Raw genomic sequence first — 18,883 nt, 5'->3', positions numbered from 1 at the left:
GTTGCGGCCGATGCGAGCTGTGCGGGTTCGACGTGAGCGGGACCACCACCTGCACCGTATCGAACCAGGCTCCGCCTGTCATGGGTTGGACGGCGGCTCCTGTGTCGAAACCCGGCTCAGGAGTCGAAGCCCAGCCCGACGGCGTCCATCGTGCGGAGCCAGAGCCCGCGCTTGCCCTCGTTGCGGTCGGCCCGGGCCATCTCCGACAGCGAGATGCGCGCGCCGATGAACGCGAGCGGGTCGGGCGGGAACGGCGTCGGCTTCTTCTGGACGAAGTCCATCGTCGTGCGCTCGGTCGGTGTTCCGGCGAGGAGGTCGAGCATGACGTTCGCCCCGTACCGCGTCGCGCCGACGCCGAGCCCGGTGAACCCGGCCGCGTGCGCGACCTTGCCGCCGTGCGCGGTCTCGAAGAAGGAGAAGAACCGCCCGCAGGTGTCGATCGCGCCGCCCCACTTGTGGGAGAAGCCGAGGTCGGCGAGCTGCGGGTAGGTGTGGGCGAAGTGGGCGGCGAGCTTGAGGAAGGACTCCTCGCGCTGGTCGAACCGCGGCTCGACTCGCCCGCCGTAGTTGTAGACCGCGTCGTAGCCGCCGTAGAGGATCCGGGTCGACCCGTTCGCGTCGGTCGTGAGCCGCGAGTAGTGGAAGCGGTTGTCGAGGTCGGAGATGCCCTGCCGGCCCTTCCACCCCAGGCTCTCGAGCTGTTCGGCGGAGAGCGGGTTCGTCATGAGTGCGTAGTCGTAGACCGGCACCGTGTACTTCCGGGCACTCGGGATGAGGGCTTTGAAGACGTTGGTGCCGAGGGCGACGTGCTTCGCGACCACCGAGCCGTGCGTCGTCGTCAGGGTGACCGACGTCGCGTCAGACCGGATCGAGCGGACGTGCGTGTACTCGTGGATCTCCACACCCAGGTCGAGGCAGACGCGGCGCAGCTCCCACGCCAGCTTGGCGGGGTTGACGAGCGCCGCTCCGGTCGGCTCGAACAGGCCGGCCTGGAAGATCGGCGAGTGGACCTCCGCCTGCATCGCCTCGCGGTCGAGGAACCGCGCGCCGTGCTCCTCGGCGCTCTCCCGCAACCAGTCGACGTGGTGTGGAGCCGTCGCCGCCTGCAGCAGCCCGGTCTCCTCCCAGTCGCAGTCCATGCCGTAGCGGGCGATGGTCTCGCCGATCTCGCGCAGGTTCTCGCGCCCCAGCTCCTCCAGGCGGTCGAACTCGTGCGGCAGGCGACTCTTGCCGTTCGACGAACCATGGGTGAGGCTCGGCTCGCAGAACCCACCGTTGCGACCGGACGCCGCCCACGCGATGCGCCGGCCTTCGAGGAGCACGACCCGGCGGTCCGGGTCGCGCTCCTTCGCCAGCAGGGCGGTCCACAGGCCCGAGTACCCACCACCGACGATCGCCAGGTCCGTCTCGACGTCCGCCTCGAGGCGGGGGAGCGGAGCGGGCCGTGCCGGGTCGTCGAGCCAGTACGGCTCCGGTTCGGCCGACGCCAGCTGCTCCCGCAGGCGTGCGGTGTCGGCGAGCTCTTCGGCCAGTTCGTAGGTGGTTCTCATGGTGGGTTCCCCTGTGGTGCGTGGTTCGGTGCGGTCCGTGGTGCGCGGTCAGTCGGTGCGGGCGGCGTCGGTGTGTTCGGCCTCGGCACGTGGGGCTCCGGAGGATGCCCCGCCGGTCCCGAGCCCCGCGTCGCGCTTGGTGCTCCGCTGCACGAACAGCCAGATCACGACGCCCAGCGCGAGCAGTCCGAGCGCGATGCCGAGCTCGAGGAACCCGCCGTAGCCCGTGGTGGAGAACCCGGTGGCGCCGACGATGAGGATGATCGCGAGGAGCACCGACAGCACGACCGAAAGCGGCACGAAGAAGCGCGGCAGGCGGATCGGGCGGACGGCGTCGGGGCGGTCCTTGCGCAGGAGGAAGAAGCCGGAGACGGCGAAGAAGTGCGTGAGGATGTACCCGAGGTTGCCGGTCACGATGATCGCGAGCGGGTTCTGCAGCACGACGAGGATGACGACGTTCATGACGAGCATCACGTTGAGCGAGCGGAACGGCACACCGCGACGGTTCAGCACGCCGAGCGACGGGACGGTGACGCGCTCCTTGCCCATGTTGAACAGCACGCGTGAGGCGTCGGCCACCGAGGTGGTCATGATGAGCAGCAGCGAGGCGATGAGGCAGAGCACCATGACGTCCGCGGCGCCACCGACGAGCGAGGCGAAGCTGGCGACGAAGAAGGTCGCCGGGTTGTCGGCGATCGCCGCTTCACCCGCGTAGCCGCCGAGGGTCAGCGGGATGACGAAGAAGACGCCGAGGCAGAAGAGGACGGAGGCCTTGATCGCCTTGGTCGTGTCCTTGACCGAGTCGCGGTACTCCGGGGCGAAGGTCGCGCAGACCTCGATGCCGAAGGTGGTCCACGCCATGATGTACAGCCAGACGATCGCGGTGTGCAGGCCCTCGATCCCCTCGAGCTTCCAGGTGAGGTCGAGCGGTGCCCAGTCGGCGCTGAAGAGCGGGAAGACGATGAACACGAACAGCGGGATGAGCAGGATGCCCGCCGTGATGTAGACGAACGCCATCGTGACGCGGACGCCGATGACGTTGATGAGGTACATCACGCCGATGACGCCGAGCCCGATGAGGATCGGGAAGGTGATGGAGATCGGGCCGAGCTGGATCACCCAGTCCTCGTTCGGGAACCACTGCGCCTGGATGAGCGCACCGGTCACCGCGCCGTAGGTGGCGAGGTTGGTGCCCCAGGGGAGCCAGTAGCCGACGCCCGTGATCGGAGCGACCCAGGGCGCGCGCGACTTCCACGCTTCGGCCGCGTAGTGCGCGATGCCGCCGGAGGAGTTCGGGAACATGGTGGCGAGTTCGGTGTAGATCCAGTTGACGCCCATGGCGAGGATCATGGAGATCGCCCACAGGACGGCGGCCCCCCAGCCGCCGAGGCCGGTGATGGAGGCGCCGAGGGTGGCGATGAGCGCGGCTGGCATGGTCATCGCCATGGCGAAGCCGTCGAACCAGCGCATCCGTTTCGGCAGGTGCGTGGTCTCGTCGGTGCTGGTGACGTGTTCGGTCGACATGGGCTCTTCTCGATTCGTGGGGGACGGGACGTCGCTGTCTCGCTGCTGGTGCACTCAATGTGCCGAAGAATTGTTGTGACGACAAGATCGTGTCGGTCTCGTTGTTGTAATCGTAACTTTGACGAAACAATACTGCTTGTTCGAGGAATCGCAAGGTCCTAGGCTGATCCCACATTCTCCCGACGACATCCGCACGACGCTGTTCGGCGTCGTCGGCCCAGCCACGACACCAGGAGGTCCGGAATGACCACGTTGCCGACACCCACTCGCACCCAGCTCTTCATCGCCGGCGAGTTCACCGACGGAACCAGCTCGGAGCGCTCGGAGGTGATCAGCCCCGTCACCGGTGACGTCATCGCGTCGATCCCCGTGGCCGGCACCGCCGAACTCGACGAGGCGGTGCGACGTGCGCACGAGGCACAGCGGGAGTGGCGGAAGCTCGGCGTGTTCAAGCGCGCGGAGATCTGCCACCGGGTCGGCGACGCGATCAACGCCCGCGTGGAGGAGCTCGCCCGCCTGCAGACGCTGGAGCAGGGCAAGCCGCTCGCCGAGTCGATCGCCGACATCGCCGAGGCCGCGCAGCTCTTCCACCTCCACGCCGAGGATGCCCTCCGTCTCTACGGCGAGACGCTGCCGTCGAGCGACATCGACAAGCGCATGTTCACCTGGCGCGCGCCGGTCGGCGTCTGGGGCATCATCACGCCCTGGAACTTCCCGCTCCTCATGTTCAGCGAGTTCGTCGCCCCCGGCCTCGCGACCGGCAACGCCTGCATCGTCAAGCCGCCGAGCAACACGCCCCTCGCGGTCCTCGCGGCGATGGACTGCCTCGTCGAGGCGGGCGTCCCGGCCGGGCTCGTCAGCGTCCTCCCCGGCGACGGCGCGTTCGGTTCCGAGCTCGTCTCGCACGACGGCATCGACGCGATCGGGTTCATCGGCTCGTCCGCCACCGGGGCGAAGATCGTCCGCACCGCCGGTCTCAAGCGCTCGCTCATGGAGTGCTCCGGCAACGGCCCGATCGTCGTCCTCGAGGACGCGAACATCGAACGCGCCGCGAAGGCCGCCGTCGACTCCGCGTTCTACAGCGGTGGGCAGGTCTGCTGCGCGACCGAGCGGCTCATCGTGCACCAGAACGTCCACGACGTCTTCGTCGAGGCGGCCCTCTCTTATGCGAAGGCCACGGTGCGACTCGGCAACCCCTTCGACGAGGGCATCAACCTCGGCCCGCTCAACAACGAGGGCGTCGCCGCGAAGATGGACCGCCACCTCGACGAAGCTCGCGCGCTCGGCTTCGACATCCTGCTCGGCGGCGGCCGTGCCACCGGCCACCCGACGGACCTCTACTACGACTTCACGATCGTCGACGGCGTGTCCGAGGACAGCCTGCTGTCGCGCGAGGAGTCGTTCGGTCCGGTCCTCCCCATCCTCACGGCGCAGGACGACGACGACATCCTCCGCATCGCCAACGCCGACGCGCTCGGCCTGCAGTCCGCGGTGTTCACCGAGAGCCTGTCGAAGGCCTACCGCTTCATGGAGGAGCTCGAGACCGGTCAGGTCATCGTCAACGACTCCAACGGCTGGTGGGACATCAACATGCCGTTCGGTGGCGCTGGCGGTAAGGGCACCGGCTGGGGTCGGATCGGCGGCATGTACACGCTGCATGACATGACCGATCTCCGCACCGGCGCGATCCACGTCCGCTAGTCGGACCGATCCGCCGATCGGCGACCTCCCTCGGTCCGCTCGATCGGCGTCACCCCGGTCGACCGCCCGCGTTCGGGTCGGTCGGCCGGCCGGGGCTCGTGGCTCGGGTGGGGCGGACACCGCACCCGGGCCGCACGGCTTCCCTCGCTACGCTTGCCAGATGACCATCCGCCCGCTGCCGGAGGAGCCACATGAACGACCTTGACGACATCGACCGTCGGCTGATCGCGATCCTGCAGCAGGACGGACGGAAGGCGTTCTCCGAGATCGCCACCGAAACCGGGTTGCCGGCGTCGTCCGTCCGCTACCGGATCCAGCGACTCGAGGACACCGGGATCCTGCAGATCGTCGGCATCGCGAACCCGCTGTCGATCGGCTTCGACCACCTGGCGCTCATCGGTATCCGCTGCGAGCCGGGGATGGCGCGTGGGGTGTGCCAGGAGCTGTCGAAGCACGCGGAGACGAGCTACGTGGTCCTCACGAGCGGCGGCTTTGACGTGATGGTCGAGGCCGTGTGCCGCGACATGGACCACTACAAGACGTTCCTCCTCGACACCCTGCAGCCGACGCCCGGGGTGCGGTCGACCGAGACGTTCTTCGTGCTCGAAGCCCACAAGCTCGCCTACGGCTGGGGCGTCGGGTAGGTCGTCGGGCTGCGCCGACCCCGCTCGTCTCCGTCCTGCTCAGAGAGGTACCTCATGACCGACCACCTGCTCGCTCCGAATGCGGTGCTCCAGGGCGCTGACGTGGCGCTCGCCGACAACCCGCTCGCGCCCGAGGACGTCGTCTCGGGGTCGCCGCGGAGCGGGATCGTGTCGCTCACGGCCGTCGGTGATACCGAGGTCGGCGTCTGGGAGCTGGGTGTCGGCGTCGTGCAGGACACCGAGATCGACGAGGTGTTCGTGGTCCTCTCCGGTGAGGCGACCGTCGACTTCGCTGACGGCACCCCGTCGCTCGAGCTCCGTGCGGGCTCCATCGGCCGGCTTGCAGCCGGCACCCGCACCACCTGGACGGTCCGCGAGACCCTCCGCAAGGTCTACGTCGCCTGACTCGGTCCTTCGGTCCCTGCACTCAGCCTCCTCCGGTCCGTGCGCTCAGCCTCCTCCGGTCCCTGAGCTTGTCGAAGGGTTCTCGGGCTGCCTCTGCTCCTCGGGTGGTGTTCTGCGTGTGCACTTCGACAGGCTCAGTGACCGGTGGAGGGCTCGGTGACCGGTGGTGGGCTCAGTGACCGGGGTCCGTCACCGCGCCCCCAATAGGCTTGTCGCATGAACCTGCGCACCGTCGAGCTCGACCACACGGACCACGCCGCCCTGGACCTCTGGTGGGGTGCGGCGTCCCGCGGCTTCCTCTCGAAGCCCGAGACCGACGTGGCGGTGCGTGCCGAGCGGCGTCAGCTCCTCGTCGGCAGCTCCATCCTCGGGGTCTACGACGACACCGCGGCCGAACCACTCGTCCCCGTCGGCACGCTCGGTTCCTTCCCGACCGCCCTGTCGATCCCGGGTGGCTCCGTCCGCGCCCTGGCCATCACCGAGGTGACCGTCTCTACTTCCCACGAACGTCGAGGGATCGCCCGATCGCTGATGGAGAACCGACTCCACCACGCGAAGGCCACCGGCGCCGCGGTCGTCGCGCTCACGGCGAGCGAGGCGACCATCTACGGTCGCTACGGCTTCGCCCCGGCGACCTGGGAGTTCACGCACGAGGTCGACCCCAAGCGCGTCGCTTGGCGGGGTACGGCGCCCGCCGGACGCGTCCACACGCTCGACCCGCGCTCACTCGCGATCGTCGCACCCGAGCTGTTCGAGCGCTCCCGCGGTGCGGGCGACATCGACCGCGGGGTCGCCTGGTGGAAGCAGGCCCTCCGTGAGGTGACCATCCGCCACTTCAGCCACGGCGAGGGGGACACGCTCGCCCTCCGCTACGACGACGCCGACGGTGAACCGCAGGGCTACGCGCTCTACCGGGTCGGCGAGGAGTGGGGCACGATCGTCGTCGACGACCTCGTCGCCACCACTGCCGAGGCCCGCTACGCGCTCTGGCGGCACCTCACCGGGATCAGCCTCACCACGAAGGTGACCTTCCACCAGTCGCCGGCCGTCGAAGCCATCCAGTGGCGACTCGTCGACCGTCGCGCCGTCAAGACCACCGCGCGAGCCGACTCCCTCTGGCTGCGCATCGTCGACGTGCCGACCGTGCTCGGTGCGCGCCGGTTCGCGATCCCGGCGGCGTCCGAGCGTCGCGAGCACCTGCTCGACGTCGATGACGCCCTCGGACTGGCAGGCGGTCGGTTCGCGCTCCGCATCGACGAGCACGGTGCCGCGGCTGCGGAACGCCTCGGCGACGTCCCCGAGTCGGCCGACGACGACACGGACGCCGTGCGCCTCACCATCAATGAGCTGTCGGCCGTCCTTCTCGGCGGCCCGCGCGTGTCGGCGCTCGCCGAAGCAGGACTCATCACCGGCTCGCCGGCCGCAGTGCAAGCGCTCGACCGCGCGTTCGCGACGGAGCAGGCGCCTTTCCTGCGGACGCACTTCTAGGCACCGCTCGGCACCGGTGATGCGCTGTCATCCACCGGGGCCGGCCGCGCTCAGGGCGCGGTCGCGCTCAGGAGGATCGCCGCGGCCGGGAGGCCGAGGAGGATCAACCAGCCGGTGATGAACGCACCCACGAGGCCGGTCGCGAGGATGTAGCCGCCGATGGTGGCAGCGAGCGTACGGAATCGCTGGCGCTGCTCGGTCGGGATACGCCGCCGAAGGGTGCGTGGAAGGGCCGCGAGCTGCTGCCGAGGGGTGGGGATGGAGCCGGTGGTCGCGGGGTGCTGCAGGGTCGTCATCGGAGTCGGGTGGTTCCTGGTCGGGTTCGGTCGGGAGACGCGCTTCGGGGACGCTGATCGGTTGGGTTCAAATCTGTATCTTGAAGTGCAGATTTGTTATACACCGTGGTAGACGTGCCTGCAAGTCGTCGATGCGGCATCACCCACGGTGTACAAGCTTGACGCCGCTCCACAGGCACCCGATCCGCGCTCGCCGCGTCATGCCCACCAAGTGTCGAGCCGTCGACCGGTTCCCGATCGATACCGTCGCTGCAGCATCGCGACGGCCATCGTCGCGGCATGGCCAGAACAGGAGCAGGTGTGGACACGATCCCGGATGACATGGGCACCGATTCTCTCGGGGAAGCGCGGGAAGCGCCGCCAGGAGGCCGTTCCAGGTCGCTCGGGCGGCGCTCGACCACGGCGATCGTCGTCGCGGCGGTCGCTCAGCTGAGTGTGTTCGCCCTGGTGATCGTCGCCTGCACGGGTCAGGTCGGGGAGCCGCGGGGTGATCATGTTTCGACGGTGCCCGAGGCGCCGGCGATCGACCCGAGCGCTCCTCAGCGCGACGACGAGCTTCCCACCCGAGACGAGGTGTTCGCCGTGGCTGCAGACCTCCTCGGGCGGATGGTCAACACGGCGACGGGTGGGCAGCCGTTCGCGTTCTCGCCCCAGGCCTCGGAGGCGCCCTGCAGCAGTCTGGCGCCGTCCGGTCGGGCCACGAAGCTGGCACGCATGACCGTCGAGGTCGAGCTGCCGGTCGGAACGAGTCGCGCCGTGCTCGTCGACCTCATCAACGGGTACGCGCCGCCGCTCGAACTCGCGGCCGACTCGGACGAGTTCCGGTCGGAGCTGATCGTGCCCTCACCCGGCGAGCTGGAGCTGTCGGCGCAGCTCCGCGACGACGCCATCATCTTCGAACGGGAGCTCCGATCCGATGCCGACGTGCTGCGGATCACAGTCGAGAACGGCTGCTTCCTCCCGCCGATAGAGTGACATCCGTCGAGTAGAGGGGAGTGTCGCATGAAGATCGTCGTCGCAGGAGGCAGCGGAATGGTCGGGCGACACGTCGTCGCGGTGGCCCAGGAGCGCGGACACCAGGTGGTCGCGCTGTCGCGTGCCACCGGCGTCGACCTCGCCACCGGAGCCGGGCTCGCGCAGCAGCTGGAGGCCGCGGACGTCGTCATCGACGTGACGTCGACGGCCACCCAGTCGGGCGCCGCGTCCCGCCGGTTCTTCGGGGCGGTCACCCGCAACCTGCTCGAAGCCGAGGGCGCCGCAGGCGTGCCCCACCACGTCGCGCTGTCGATCGTCGGAAGCGACAAGGCGCCCTTCGGCTACTACGCGGGCAAGGCGCTGCAGGAGGAACTCGTCAGCACCGGGCGCATCCCGTGGACGATCCTCCGGGCGACGCAGTTCCACGAGTTCGCGCAGCAGATGGTCGAACGGTTTCGCTTCGGTCCGGTCACGATGGTGCCGACGATGACCTCGCAGCCGGTCGCTGCACGCGAAGTCGCCGAGCACCTGGTGGAGCTGGCTGAGGGTGAGTCGCGGGGGCGCCCTGCCGACCTCGCTGGCCCCGAGGAACTGCGGATGTCCGCGATGGTCAAGGCCTACACCGCCGCCACGGGCATCCGTGGCCCGGTCGTGCAGATCCCGCTGCCCGGCGGCTTCGGCAAGGCGATGCGCGACGGCACCACCCTCGCCGGGCCCGGTGCACAACGCGGTGTGCAGACCTTCGCGCAGTGGATCGACGGGCTCGGTGCCGCTCGCTGAGGGACGAGCTGAGCTCCGTCACCCCGTTCAGGGCCGCAGGCTGAACGCCACCTCGCTGTTCCGCGGGGTGAGCCAGGAGATGCCGGACGCGACGGGACGATCGTCCGCGTCGAACACCGTCGACTCGACGGTCAGCAGCCGCTCGCCGGGTTCGACGAACAGGTGCTCTGCGACCTCAGCCTCTGCTCCGCGGATCGAGACGAGGAGGTCGTTCCGAGCGAGGTCCACGCCGTGGTGGTCGCGAAGGGCCGCGAACAGGGACGCATCGGTCAGGTCGGTGTCGAGGAGGTCCGGGAACCGGTCCAGCGGCAACTCGGTGATCGCGAGATGGTGCACGGCGCCGTCGACCGAACGCAGCCGGGTCAGCCTGGCGACCCGGTCGCCGGGGACGAGGTCCAACCGACCGGCGGCCGGCTCGCGGACGGTACGGTCGGCCAGCTCCACCACCCGGCTCGACACCGTGAAGCCCTGCGCTGTCTGTTGCGCATGGAAGCCGGTGACCGCCCCGGCGAAGCGCTCGCGGTAGCGCATGCGGTGCTGCGGCTCCGTGACGAAGGTGCCGCGCCCCTGTTCGCGGACGAGGAACCCCTCGTCGATGAGCCCGTCGACGGCGTGACGCAGGGTGATCCGGCTCACACCGTATTCGGTGCAGAGCGTCGGCTCGGCCGGCAGTCGAGCGCCCGCAGGGAGCACGCGGACTCGCGCCAGGAGGAGCGCCCTGACCGTGAGGTACTTGCTGCCGCTCATCCGCATCGGAGTCCTGCCCACCTGTCTCCGGAGTCGTGCGACGACAGCCGGAATTCGTCTCGATTCATTATTACGTCATGACGTCTTGCGTAGCGTTCGACGGACCACGACCTCAGGAGAACCGATGCCCTCACTCGACGACCGCGCGATCACCACCGCGCGTCTCCTCGCCCTCGACGCCGTCGAGTCGGCCGGATCCGGGCATCCGGGGACGGCCATCGCGCTCGCCCCGGTCGCCCACCTGCTCTTCCAGCGGCACGTCCGCCACAACCCGGCCGACCCCGCCTGGATCGGCCGGGACCGGTTCATCCTGTCGTGCGGGCACGCCAGCATCCTGCTCTACACGCAGCTCTTCCTCACCGGGTACGGACTCGAGATCGACGACCTCCGTGCCTTCCGGAGCCTCGGCGCGAAGACCCCCGGACACCCGGAGTTCGGGCACACCGCGGGCGTCGAGACCACGACCGGTCCGCTCGGACAGGGCCTCGCCACCGCCGTCGGCATGGCGATGGCGATGCAGCACGAGCGCGCACTGCTCGACCCCGACGCCGCACCCGGGACGTCCGTGTTCGACCGCACCGTCTGGGTCCTGGCCTCCGACGGGGACCTCCAGGAGGGGGTGTCCGCCGAGGCCGGTGCACTCGCGGGGCGTCATCGCCTCGACAACCTCGTCGTCGTCTATGACGACAACGACATCCAGATCGAGGGCGACACCTCGCTGACGAGCTCCGAGGACGTCGTCGCCCGCTTCACCGCGCAGGGGTGGCACGTCGAACGGATCGAACTGGCCGCGGACGGCGACGTCGACCTCGATCGACTCGACGCCGTCCTCGCGGACCGTGCGGCGGCGGACGGCCGTCCGCGGCTCGTCGTCCTCAAGTCGCAGATCGCCTGGCCGGCGCCGAACGCGACGAACACCTCGGCGGCGCACGGGGCTCCGCTCGGTTCGACAGAGGCAGCGCTCCTGCGCGAGGTGCTCCGAGTGGACACCGCACCGTTCGAGATCGACGACGACGTCCTCGCTCACACGCGACAGGCGACCGATCGCGGCCAGGCGTCGCAGGAGGACTGGCAGGAGGAGTTCACGCGCTGGCGGGCCGACCACCCCGACCGCGCGGCCGAGTCCGACCGCGCGAGGAGCGGACTCCTGCCCCAGGACCTCCGCGACGCCCTCCCCGTCTACGAGCCCGGACAGACCCTGGCGACCCGCGACGCATCGGGCCAGACGATCCAGGCGCTCGCCGCCCGACTCCCCGAACTGTGGGGCGGGTCGGCCGACCTCGCCGAGCCCAACCGCACCGCGATCGCTGGCGGCCGGTCGTTCCTGCCCGAGGCGACCGAGGGGACCGGGCGGACCGGACGCAATGTGCACTGGGGGGTCCGCGAGCACGCGATGGCCGCGGCGATGAACGGGATCGCACTCGTCGGCGGGTCCCGGTTCTTCGCCGGCACTTTCCTCGTGTTCAGCGACTACCAGCGACCGGCCATCCGTCTGGCAGCCCTCATGCAGCTGCCGGTCACCTACCTGTGGAGTCACGACTCGGTCGCACTGGGTGCCGACGGGCCCACCCACCAGCCGATCGAGCACCTCGCGAGCCTGCGGGCCATCCCCGGCTTCGACGTGGTCCGCCCCGCCGACGCCGCTGAGACGGCCGCCGCCTGGCTCGCGATCCTCGAGCGGCGTCGGCCGGCCGGCCTCGTGCTCGCACGGCAGCCCCTCCCCGTCGCGGGCACGGACCGCGACGTCGTCCTCGACGGGGTGCGCCGCGGCGCGTACGCCGTGCTCGACTGTGAGGAGCCCGACGTGATCGTCGTCGCGACCGGTTCCGAGGTCGCGCTCGCCCTCGAGGCGGCGGAACACGCGGGCCGGGACGGGCTCTCCGTCCGCGTGGTCTCCATGCCGTGCCGGGAGTGGTTCGCCGAGCAGCCGGCCGAGGATCGGGCTACCCTGCTGCCCGAGCACGTCACCGCCCGGGTGGTCGTCGAGGCGGCGACGAGCTTCGGCTGGCACGACGTCGCCGGGCCCGCCGGTCGCATCGTCGGCATCGACGAGTTCGGCCTGTCCGCACCGGCCGAAGACGCCCTCCGCGAGCGTGGGATGACCGTCGACCGCGTGCTAGACGCGATCCGCGCGGTCGCCGACGCCCGCTGATCGCACGACGGCCCGGGTCGACACCGCCCCGGGCCGACCGGTGCGCTCGCCGCTACCAGGCGGTGAGCGCGCCGTCGATCGGGAGGTTGACGCCGTTGACGTAGCTCGCTCCCGCGCCGAGCAGGAACACCACCGGCGCGGCGATCTCCGTCACCTCGGCCATGCGACCCATCGGCGTCTGGTCGGCGAGGAAGCGGTTGCGCTCCGGCGGGTTGAGGTCCGTCATCTCCGTCCTCGTGTACCCGGGGCTGACGGCGTTCACTCGGATGCCCTGCGGGACCCACTCCACGGCGAGCGACCGGGAGAGGTGGATGACCGCGGCCTTCGACGAGGCGTACCCGATGTGCGGCTCCGCGCCGCGGTTGTAGATGGTGCCGCTCGCCGAGGCGATGTTGACGATCGAGCCGCCGACCTCGCGCATGACCTCGAACTCCGCGAGGCAGCTGAAGAGGACGCCGCTCAGGTTGACGTCGAGGACGCGGTCCCAGTCCGCAGTCGACATCTCGACGGTCGGCTCCAGGTGGTCGATGCCGGCGCAGTTGACCGCGTAGCGCACCGGACCGAGCTCGGCGGCCGTCGAGACCGCCTCGCGCATGGCGTCGCGGTCGCGGACGTCGACCTCGATCGCCCTCGCTTCGACGCCGGCGTCCGCGCACAGACGAAGGGTGTTCGTGAAGTCGGCTCCGGCCCGGTCGAGGCAGGCCACCGCGACGCCTTGCGCGGCGATCGCGGCGACGATCGCGGAACCGATCCCGCCGGCGGCTCCGGTTACGACGGCGACGGTGCCGGGTTCGAGGGTCTGCATGATGTCTCCTTCGGGGACAGGGAGGTGGGGTGCCGGCACGCCGCCGGCACCCCTGGGGGTGTGATCAGGACGCGGACGCGGCCTGGGACTGCTGGATCCGGGCGAAGAGTTCGCCGTTGGTGAGGTACCACTGGATGAGCAGGAGGTAGGAGCCATAGAGGACCCCGGAGGTACCGCGCTGGGAGAACTTCAGCTCCAGGTGCTCCATCCGGACCGCGGGGAGGTACGTCGCCAGGCAACCGCGGATGCGCTCGAGGATCGTCTCCGAGGCCGGGAACGCGTCGCCGACGACGATGACGTCCGGATCGAGGACGAAGGTGAGTCCGGCGAGGCCGTAGGCGAGGAGCTGGCAGACGCGTTCGACGGCCCAGACGGCCAGCGGATCGTCCACCTCGAAGGCGGCGAAGATCTCCTCCGGCGTGGACTGCTCGGTGAGCGACGACTCCGGGAAGTCGAGCAGCCGGCTCGTCACATGCTGCCGGAGGGCCCGCGGTGACGCGTAGTCCTCGAAGAGCCCGTTGAACTCGTGGGTGTCGACGTTGCGGGTGTGGATGCCGGAGTTGAAGTTGATGCCGAGGTGGCCAACCTCGCCGGCAACGCCCCGGGCGCCGCGGAAGATCTTGCCGTCGATGATGATGCCACCGCCGAAGCCGATACCGCCGACGATGTTGAGCAGACAGGCCGGCTTCCGTCCGGTCTCCCGGACGTGGTCCTGGTACTCCGCGAGCGCACTGGTCTTCGCATCGTGTTCGAGCAGGACGGGGACCTCGGGGAACATCGCCTGCACGGACGCCCGGATGTCCCGCTTGCCGAGTTCCGAGAAGCCGTCGGTGTGGAGGATGACCTCGCCGTCGGTCTCGAAGAGCCAACCGAGGCTCGATATCGCGACGCCGAGGAAGCACCGTTCATCCCGACGTTCCAGGATTCCGCGCAGGGTCTGTTCGATGAGCGCCAGGAGCGGTTCGATCTTGATGTCCGAGGCGATGGGGACCTCGGTCGTCTCGACCTCGATCCCGGAACCGTCGAAGATGCGGAAGGTGAGTTCGTAGCGGTTGATCCGGACCGCCACCATGAAGTACTCGGCGAGATCGAGCCGGATCCCGGTGGCGCGCCGGCCGCCGGCGGAGAACGTCGGGATGTTGTCCTCGACGATGCCGAGGCCGATGAGGTCCTGCACCAGCAGGGTGACGGCGGCGCGGCTGAGCCCGGCCTCTCGGGCCAGGTCGGAGCGGGAGATGGGAGCCTGTTGGAGGATGAGCCCGAGGACCTCGTCCGGGTTCACACGTTGCGGACCACCCATCAGCGTCCTTTCACGATCTCGGCAGGGTCGACCGGGTCGCCCCCACCTGCGAGGAGTCTACCGGCGGCCCGATAGCGCGAGAATGCAGCGTCGAGGTGGGCCACACCCGCGGGCTGCGGGGCGTAGCGCGCGACGAAGCCGCGTCCGAGCGCGCGCTGTGCCGCCGGGAGGGTCTCGTAGTGGCCGGCCGCCGTGGCGGCGTACATCGCGGCGCCCGTCGCGCTCGCCTCGCGTTCCTCGCTGACGAGGACGTCGACGCCGAGGGCGTCCGCCATGCTCTGGCAGATGAACGGTGACTTCCGGGCGATCCCGCCGACGAGGATGACCCGTTCGAAGCGGAGGCCGTTCGCGGCGAGTCCGTCGACGATCGCCTTCGTGCCGAGGACGGCGGCTTCGACGAGGGCGCGGTAGACGTCGACGGCGTCGTGTCCGATCCGGAGGCCGAGGAGGGCGGCGCTCGCGTCCTCGTCGACGTCGGGGTAGCGGCGCCCGTTGATCCAGTCGTGGGCGACGATCGTGGTCGGAGGGCGCTCGACCAGGTGCTGTTCGAGGTCGCCGAGCAGCCGGTCGGCGGTGCGCTCGACGATCTCGGCGACCTGGTCCTCCGGCAGGACGGCGCGCAACTCCGGTGCGAGCATTGTGCGGACGGGCCAGAGCAGCACGCGCGCGTACCAGGCGAAGAGGTCGCCGAACGCGGCCTGGCTGGTCTCGCCGCCGAGGCGACCCGGGATGATCGAGTCCTCGGCGATACCGCACAGGCGGCGGAGGTCGCGACCGCTGATCGCATCGTCGTCGGTGAGGAAGAGGTCGACGGTGGACGTGCCCATGACGGTGACCATGCTGCGGTCGTCGATGCCCGCACCGACCCCGCCGGCGTGGGCGTCCAGCGAGCCCATGCCGACGACGGTCTCGGTCGAGAGCCGCAACCGGGCGGCCCACTCGGGGCTCAGGGTGCCGACCCGCGCGCCCGCCGGGACGGGCGGGGTCGCGAAGGTGTCGGCCACCGCCGCCAGATGGGGGTGGACGGCCGACAGCACCGCGCGCGGCACCATGCCGCCGAGTCGCGTGTTGTAGAGCGCCTTGTGGCCGGCCGCGCAGGCGTTGCGGGCGAAACGCTCCACGTCGTCGGCGCCGGTGAGGAGGTTCGGCAGCCAGTCGGCGTGCTCCACCCAGGAGTGGGCGTGTTCGAGGATCCGCCCGTTCGTGCGGACGGCGCGCAGCATCTTCGCCCACCACCACTCCGAGCTGTAGACGCCCTGGTAGGAGGTGTGGTCCGGTTCCGACTCGCGGAGGGCCCGGTCGACCTCCTCGGCTTCGGCGGCCGAGGTCCGGTCCTTCCAGAGCCAGAACATCGCGTCGGGCTCGTCGGCGAACTCGGGATGGAGGGCGAGCGGGACGCCGTTGCGGTCGACGGGCGCCGGCGTGGATCCGGTCGCGTCGATCGCGATCGCACCGACGGCCCCGTCACCGAGGCGATCGGCGATCTCGGCGAAGCAGGCCTCCAAGGTCTCGAGGTGGTCGAGCGGGTGCTGGCGGAAGCGGTGTTCGAGCGGGTCGCAGTAGGCGCCGGTGGCCCAGCGCGGGTAGCTCCGACTGACCGTCAGCACCCCCTCGCCGGAGGACGCGTCGACCACCGCGACGCGGACCGAGTCGCTGCCGTAGTCGACTCCCGCGACGAGGTTCGGCTGGACGCCGCTCATGCCGTCGGGTCGATCCGGATCACGCACTTGGTGACCTCGGCCTTGTGGTGCACCGCGTGGTCCATGCCCTGCTGGACGTCGTCGAGTCCGTAGACGGCGGATACGACGTCCTGCACCGGGATGGTGCCCGCGGCCACGGCCGCGATGGCCTTGGGGTAGGTGTTGCGGTAGCGGAAGACCGTCGTCAGCGTGAGCTCCTTGTCGATCAGGAGGTTGACGTTGAGGTCGGCGCGGCCGTCCTTCGTGTAGCCGACGAAGGTGACCGACCCGCCCCGCTTCGCGATCCGGATGGACTGGTCCATGGTCACGCGGTTGCCCGCGGTCTCGAAGACGGCGTCCGGCCCGTAGCCGAAGCGCGCCGTGAGTTCGGCGAACAGGTCCGGGGTCGTCGACGCGTTCACGACCTCGGCTCCGAGTCGACGGGCGAGATCCAAGCGGTTGTCGACGACGTCGACGACCACGACGTCCCGCACCCCGGCGGCCCGGAGGGTCAACAGGGTGAGGAGGCCGATGCAGCCGGCACCGAGGACCACGGCGCTCGCACCGAGCCCCACGCCCGAGCGGTCGACGGCGTGGAAGGCGACGGAGAGCGGTTCGATCATCGCGCCCTCGAGGAGTCCCACGGAGTCCGGCAGCGGGTGACAGAAACTCGCGCGGTGACGCACGTACTCCTGGAACGTCCCCTCCACCACGGGCAACGAGGCCCAGAAGTACACGTCCGGGCAGAGGTTGTAGCGTCCACCCCGACAGAACTCGCACTCGCCGCAGGGCACGCCCGGTTCGAGTGCGACCCTGGTGCCGGGGGAGAGGTCGGTCACGGCGGAGCCGACCGCGACCACCACACCGGAGGCCTCGTGGCCGAGCACCATCGGCTCGGTCACGACGCTCTCGCCGATGTAGCCGTTCTGGAACAGCGCCATGTCGGAGCCGCAGATGCCGACGTAGGACACGCGGACGAGCGCCTCGTCCGGTGCGATCTCGGGGATCGGTCGCTCCTGCAGCTCCAGGACGCCGGGTTCGGTCAGGACCGCTGCGCGCATGGTGGTGCTCATTCCTTCACGGCTCCGCTCAGCAGACCCTTGATCAGACTCTTCTGGGCGACGAAGCCGAGGATGATCGGCACGATCACCGCGATCGTCGCGACGGCGGACATCTTGCCCCAGAACAGCCCCTGCTGGGTCATGAAGCGGTTCATGTACACGGGGAGCGTGCCCGACTCGGTGAAGGTGAACGACACCGCGAGGAGGAACTCGTTCCAGGTGAGCACGAAGACGAGCAGCGCGGTGGAGATGAGCCCACCGCGGATGATCGGCAGCATGACGCTCAGGAACGACTGCCAGCGGGTGGCGCCGTCGATCTGTGCGGCCTCGAGGATCGACACCGGGATGTCGGTCATGTAGGTGGTGCACATCCACACCATGAGCGGGATGCCGATCGAGGTGTACAGCAGGATGAGGACGACGGGCGAGTCCAGCAGACCCAGCCAGTTCACGATCAGGTAGATCGGGATGATCACCGCGACCGCGGGGAGCAGGGTCGTCGTGATGTACCAGTTGAAGTGGACCGTCGGTCGCTTGAGGCGGCCGAAGACGATCGTGTACGCGATCGGCACCCCGAGGATCAGCGTCAGGATCACCGTGATCACCGTGATGACGATCGAGTTCACGAGGTGGTGCACGAGGTCCGGCGTGATGACCGCCTGGTAGTTCTCGAGCGTCGGCGCGAAGTTCCACGACGGCGGCGCGATGTCCTGCTCCGACTTGAAGGAGGAGTACACCATGTAGAGGATCGGGAAGGAATACACGATCGCCACGGCGAACAGCGCCACGGCTGCCAGGGCGCCGGTGACCTTCCTCACTCGTGCTTTCTGCGTGCGGTTCATCGCTCGGTCACATCCTTCTGCGTCCGGAAGAAGACATTGATGATGATGAGGGTGAGGACGACCATCACCACCGAGATGGCGGCCGATCGGCCGACCTGCCAGTCGTAGAAGGCGGTGCGGTACACGTAGTACGGCAGGTTCGCGGAGGCGACACCGGGTCCGCCCTGGGTGGTGACGAAGATGATGCCGAAGACCTTCATGAGGTTGATGAGCCCGAAGGTCGCGGCGACCTTGAAGAAGGGCTTCATGAGCGGGATCTTGAAGTACCAGATCTGTCGCAGGAAGCCTGCGCCGTCGACGTGTGCGGCTTCGAGGACGTCCTCGGGCAGGCTCTGGAGCCCGGACAGCAGGATGAGGAAGAGGAACGGCGTCCACTGCCAGACGCAGAGCATGATGATCGTCGGCAGCGCGGTGTCAGCGCTGAAGAAGGACACGGCCTGGCCGCCGAGGGCGCGAGAGACGACGTCGTTGATCCCGAACGAGGGGCTGAGGATCAGGGTCTTCCAGACGATGCCGATGACCGGCTCCATCACGAAGTAGGGGATGATCAGCAGCGATCGGGCGATGGCCACGCCGGGGAACCGCCGGTTGAAGGCGAGCGCGAGGACGAACGCGAGCACGAGGGAGATGACCAGCGAGGCTCCCGTGATGAGGAGCGTGTTGCGCAGGACGACGTAGAAGTCGCCGTCCTGGAACAGGTAGAGGAAGTTGTCGATGCCGGTGAAGGTCACGGGCAGGTCTGGGCGGCGGATGTTCCAGCTGACGAACGACAGCACGATCGTGACCAGGAAGGGGACCTGGGTCACGACGAGGACGACGATCAAGCCGGGAACCTGGAGCAGGTTCACACGATTGCGGACGAGGGTCATGGCCATTCTCTTCGGGAGGTGGGGGACAGCGGTGGGCGGACGGGCCGGCTGATGAGCCTGGCCCG

General features: G+C 69.3%; 17 protein-coding genes. 7 read left to right on the top strand and 10 right to left on the bottom strand.

Going from position 1 to position 18,883, the window contains the following annotated elements; genetic code table 11:
- Positions 1-116: 116 nt before the first annotated feature.
- Together QRN19_RS09610 and QRN19_RS09605 are read right to left on the bottom strand one after the other, a co-directional pair.
- Complete coding sequence (locus tag QRN19_RS09610; protein WP_285026591.1) at positions 117-1,550, bottom strand: NAD(P)/FAD-dependent oxidoreductase; 1,434 nt, start codon at positions 1,548-1,550, stop codon at positions 117-119.
- Positions 1,551-1,598: 48 nt separating this feature from the next.
- Positions 1,599-3,074 (bottom strand): APC family permease, encoded by a 1,476-nt coding sequence (locus tag QRN19_RS09605; protein WP_285026589.1) that lies wholly within the window; start codon positions 3,072-3,074, stop codon positions 1,599-1,601.
- Positions 3,075-3,317: 243 nt separating this feature from the next.
- Here QRN19_RS09605 and QRN19_RS09600 point away from each other — a divergent pair, with 243 nt between their 5' ends.
- The 4 genes from QRN19_RS09600 to QRN19_RS09585 all read left to right on the top strand — a co-directional run bounded on the left by QRN19_RS09600 (position 3,318) and on the right by QRN19_RS09585 (position 7,312).
- Positions 3,318-4,775, top strand: a complete 1,458-nt coding sequence (locus QRN19_RS09600; RefSeq protein ID WP_285026588.1) for an aldehyde dehydrogenase family protein — start codon at positions 3,318-3,320, stop codon at positions 4,773-4,775.
- A 191-nt stretch (positions 4,776-4,966) separates the two neighbouring features.
- Positions 4,967-5,419, top strand: coding sequence for an Lrp/AsnC family transcriptional regulator (locus QRN19_RS09595; RefSeq protein ID WP_056013555.1), 453 nt, complete (start codon positions 4,967-4,969; stop codon positions 5,417-5,419).
- 54 nt (positions 5,420-5,473) lie between these two features.
- Positions 5,474-5,824, top strand: a complete 351-nt coding sequence (locus tag QRN19_RS09590; protein ID WP_285026586.1) for a cupin domain-containing protein — start codon at positions 5,474-5,476, stop codon at positions 5,822-5,824.
- Positions 5,825-6,040: 216 nt separating this feature from the next.
- A complete protein-coding gene (locus QRN19_RS09585; protein WP_285026585.1) occupies positions 6,041-7,312 on the top strand; it encodes a GNAT family N-acetyltransferase in 1,272 nt (423 codons plus the stop codon).
- Between the two features lie 50 nt (positions 7,313-7,362).
- On the opposite strand, the gene QRN19_RS09580 is transcribed toward QRN19_RS09585, so the two are convergent.
- Complete coding sequence (locus QRN19_RS09580; protein WP_285026584.1) at positions 7,363-7,608, bottom strand: hypothetical protein; 246 nt, start codon at positions 7,606-7,608, stop codon at positions 7,363-7,365.
- A gap of 321 nt (positions 7,609-7,929) precedes the next feature.
- On the opposite strand from QRN19_RS09580, the gene QRN19_RS09575 reads away from it, so the two are divergent.
- Together QRN19_RS09575 and QRN19_RS09570 are read left to right on the top strand one after the other, a co-directional pair.
- Positions 7,930-8,583: a hypothetical protein gene (locus QRN19_RS09575; RefSeq protein WP_285026583.1), complete on the top strand. Its 654-nt coding sequence runs from the start codon at positions 7,930-7,932 to the stop codon at positions 8,581-8,583.
- A gap of 27 nt (positions 8,584-8,610) precedes the next feature.
- Complete coding sequence (locus QRN19_RS09570; protein ID WP_285026582.1) at positions 8,611-9,363, top strand: SDR family oxidoreductase; 753 nt, start codon at positions 8,611-8,613, stop codon at positions 9,361-9,363.
- Between the two features lie 27 nt (positions 9,364-9,390).
- Here the strand turns inward: QRN19_RS09570 and QRN19_RS09565 are convergent, their stop codons facing one another.
- Positions 9,391-10,110, bottom strand: a complete 720-nt coding sequence (locus tag QRN19_RS09565) for a GntR family transcriptional regulator (protein ID WP_285026581.1) — start codon at positions 10,108-10,110, stop codon at positions 9,391-9,393.
- 124 nt (positions 10,111-10,234) lie between these two features.
- Here QRN19_RS09565 and tkt point away from each other — a divergent pair, with 124 nt between their 5' ends.
- Entirely contained in the window at positions 10,235-12,262 is a 2,028-nt protein-coding gene (gene tkt, locus QRN19_RS09560) for a transketolase (protein ID WP_285026580.1), read from the top strand.
- Positions 12,263-12,314: 52 nt separating this feature from the next.
- Here tkt and QRN19_RS09555 read toward each other — a convergent pair whose 3' ends face one another.
- From QRN19_RS09555 to QRN19_RS09530, 6 genes are all read right to left on the bottom strand, one after another.
- Positions 12,315-13,067, bottom strand: coding sequence for an SDR family oxidoreductase (locus QRN19_RS09555; protein ID WP_285026579.1), 753 nt, complete (start codon positions 13,065-13,067; stop codon positions 12,315-12,317).
- Between the two features lie 64 nt (positions 13,068-13,131).
- The gene (locus QRN19_RS09550) at positions 13,132-14,367 is read right to left on the bottom strand and encodes an ROK family transcriptional regulator (RefSeq protein WP_285026578.1); all 1,236 of its coding nucleotides are present in this window, start codon (positions 14,365-14,367) and stop codon (positions 13,132-13,134) included.
- On the bottom strand, positions 14,367-16,067 hold the full coding sequence (locus QRN19_RS09545; protein WP_285026577.1) for a ribulokinase: 1,701 nt from the start codon (positions 16,065-16,067) through the stop codon (positions 14,367-14,369). Before QRN19_RS09545 ends, QRN19_RS09550 begins: the two co-directional genes overlap by 1 nt.
- Positions 16,064-17,119, bottom strand: coding sequence for an alcohol dehydrogenase catalytic domain-containing protein (locus QRN19_RS09540; RefSeq protein ID WP_285026576.1), 1,056 nt, complete (start codon positions 17,117-17,119; stop codon positions 16,064-16,066). Before QRN19_RS09540 ends, QRN19_RS09545 begins: the two co-directional genes overlap by 4 nt.
- Positions 17,116-17,949 carry a carbohydrate ABC transporter permease gene (locus tag QRN19_RS09535; RefSeq protein ID WP_071258432.1) on the bottom strand — a complete coding sequence of 278 codons (834 nt, stop codon included), beginning with the start codon at positions 17,947-17,949 and terminating at the stop codon, positions 17,116-17,118. The genes QRN19_RS09540 and QRN19_RS09535 overlap by 4 nt, the downstream gene beginning before the upstream one ends.
- A complete protein-coding gene (locus QRN19_RS09530) occupies positions 17,946-18,818 on the bottom strand; it encodes a carbohydrate ABC transporter permease (protein ID WP_158596622.1) in 873 nt (290 codons plus the stop codon). Before QRN19_RS09530 ends, QRN19_RS09535 begins: the two co-directional genes overlap by 4 nt.
- Between the last annotated feature and the right edge of the window lie 65 nt (positions 18,819-18,883).

Origin of the sequence: Plantibacter sp. ME-Dv--P-122b (genome assembly GCF_030209375.1) — a bacterium.
In the GTDB taxonomy this organism is placed as follows: Bacteria; Actinomycetota; Actinomycetes; order Actinomycetales; family Microbacteriaceae; genus Plantibacter.
This window is presented reverse-complemented; position numbering and strand designations above follow the sequence as displayed.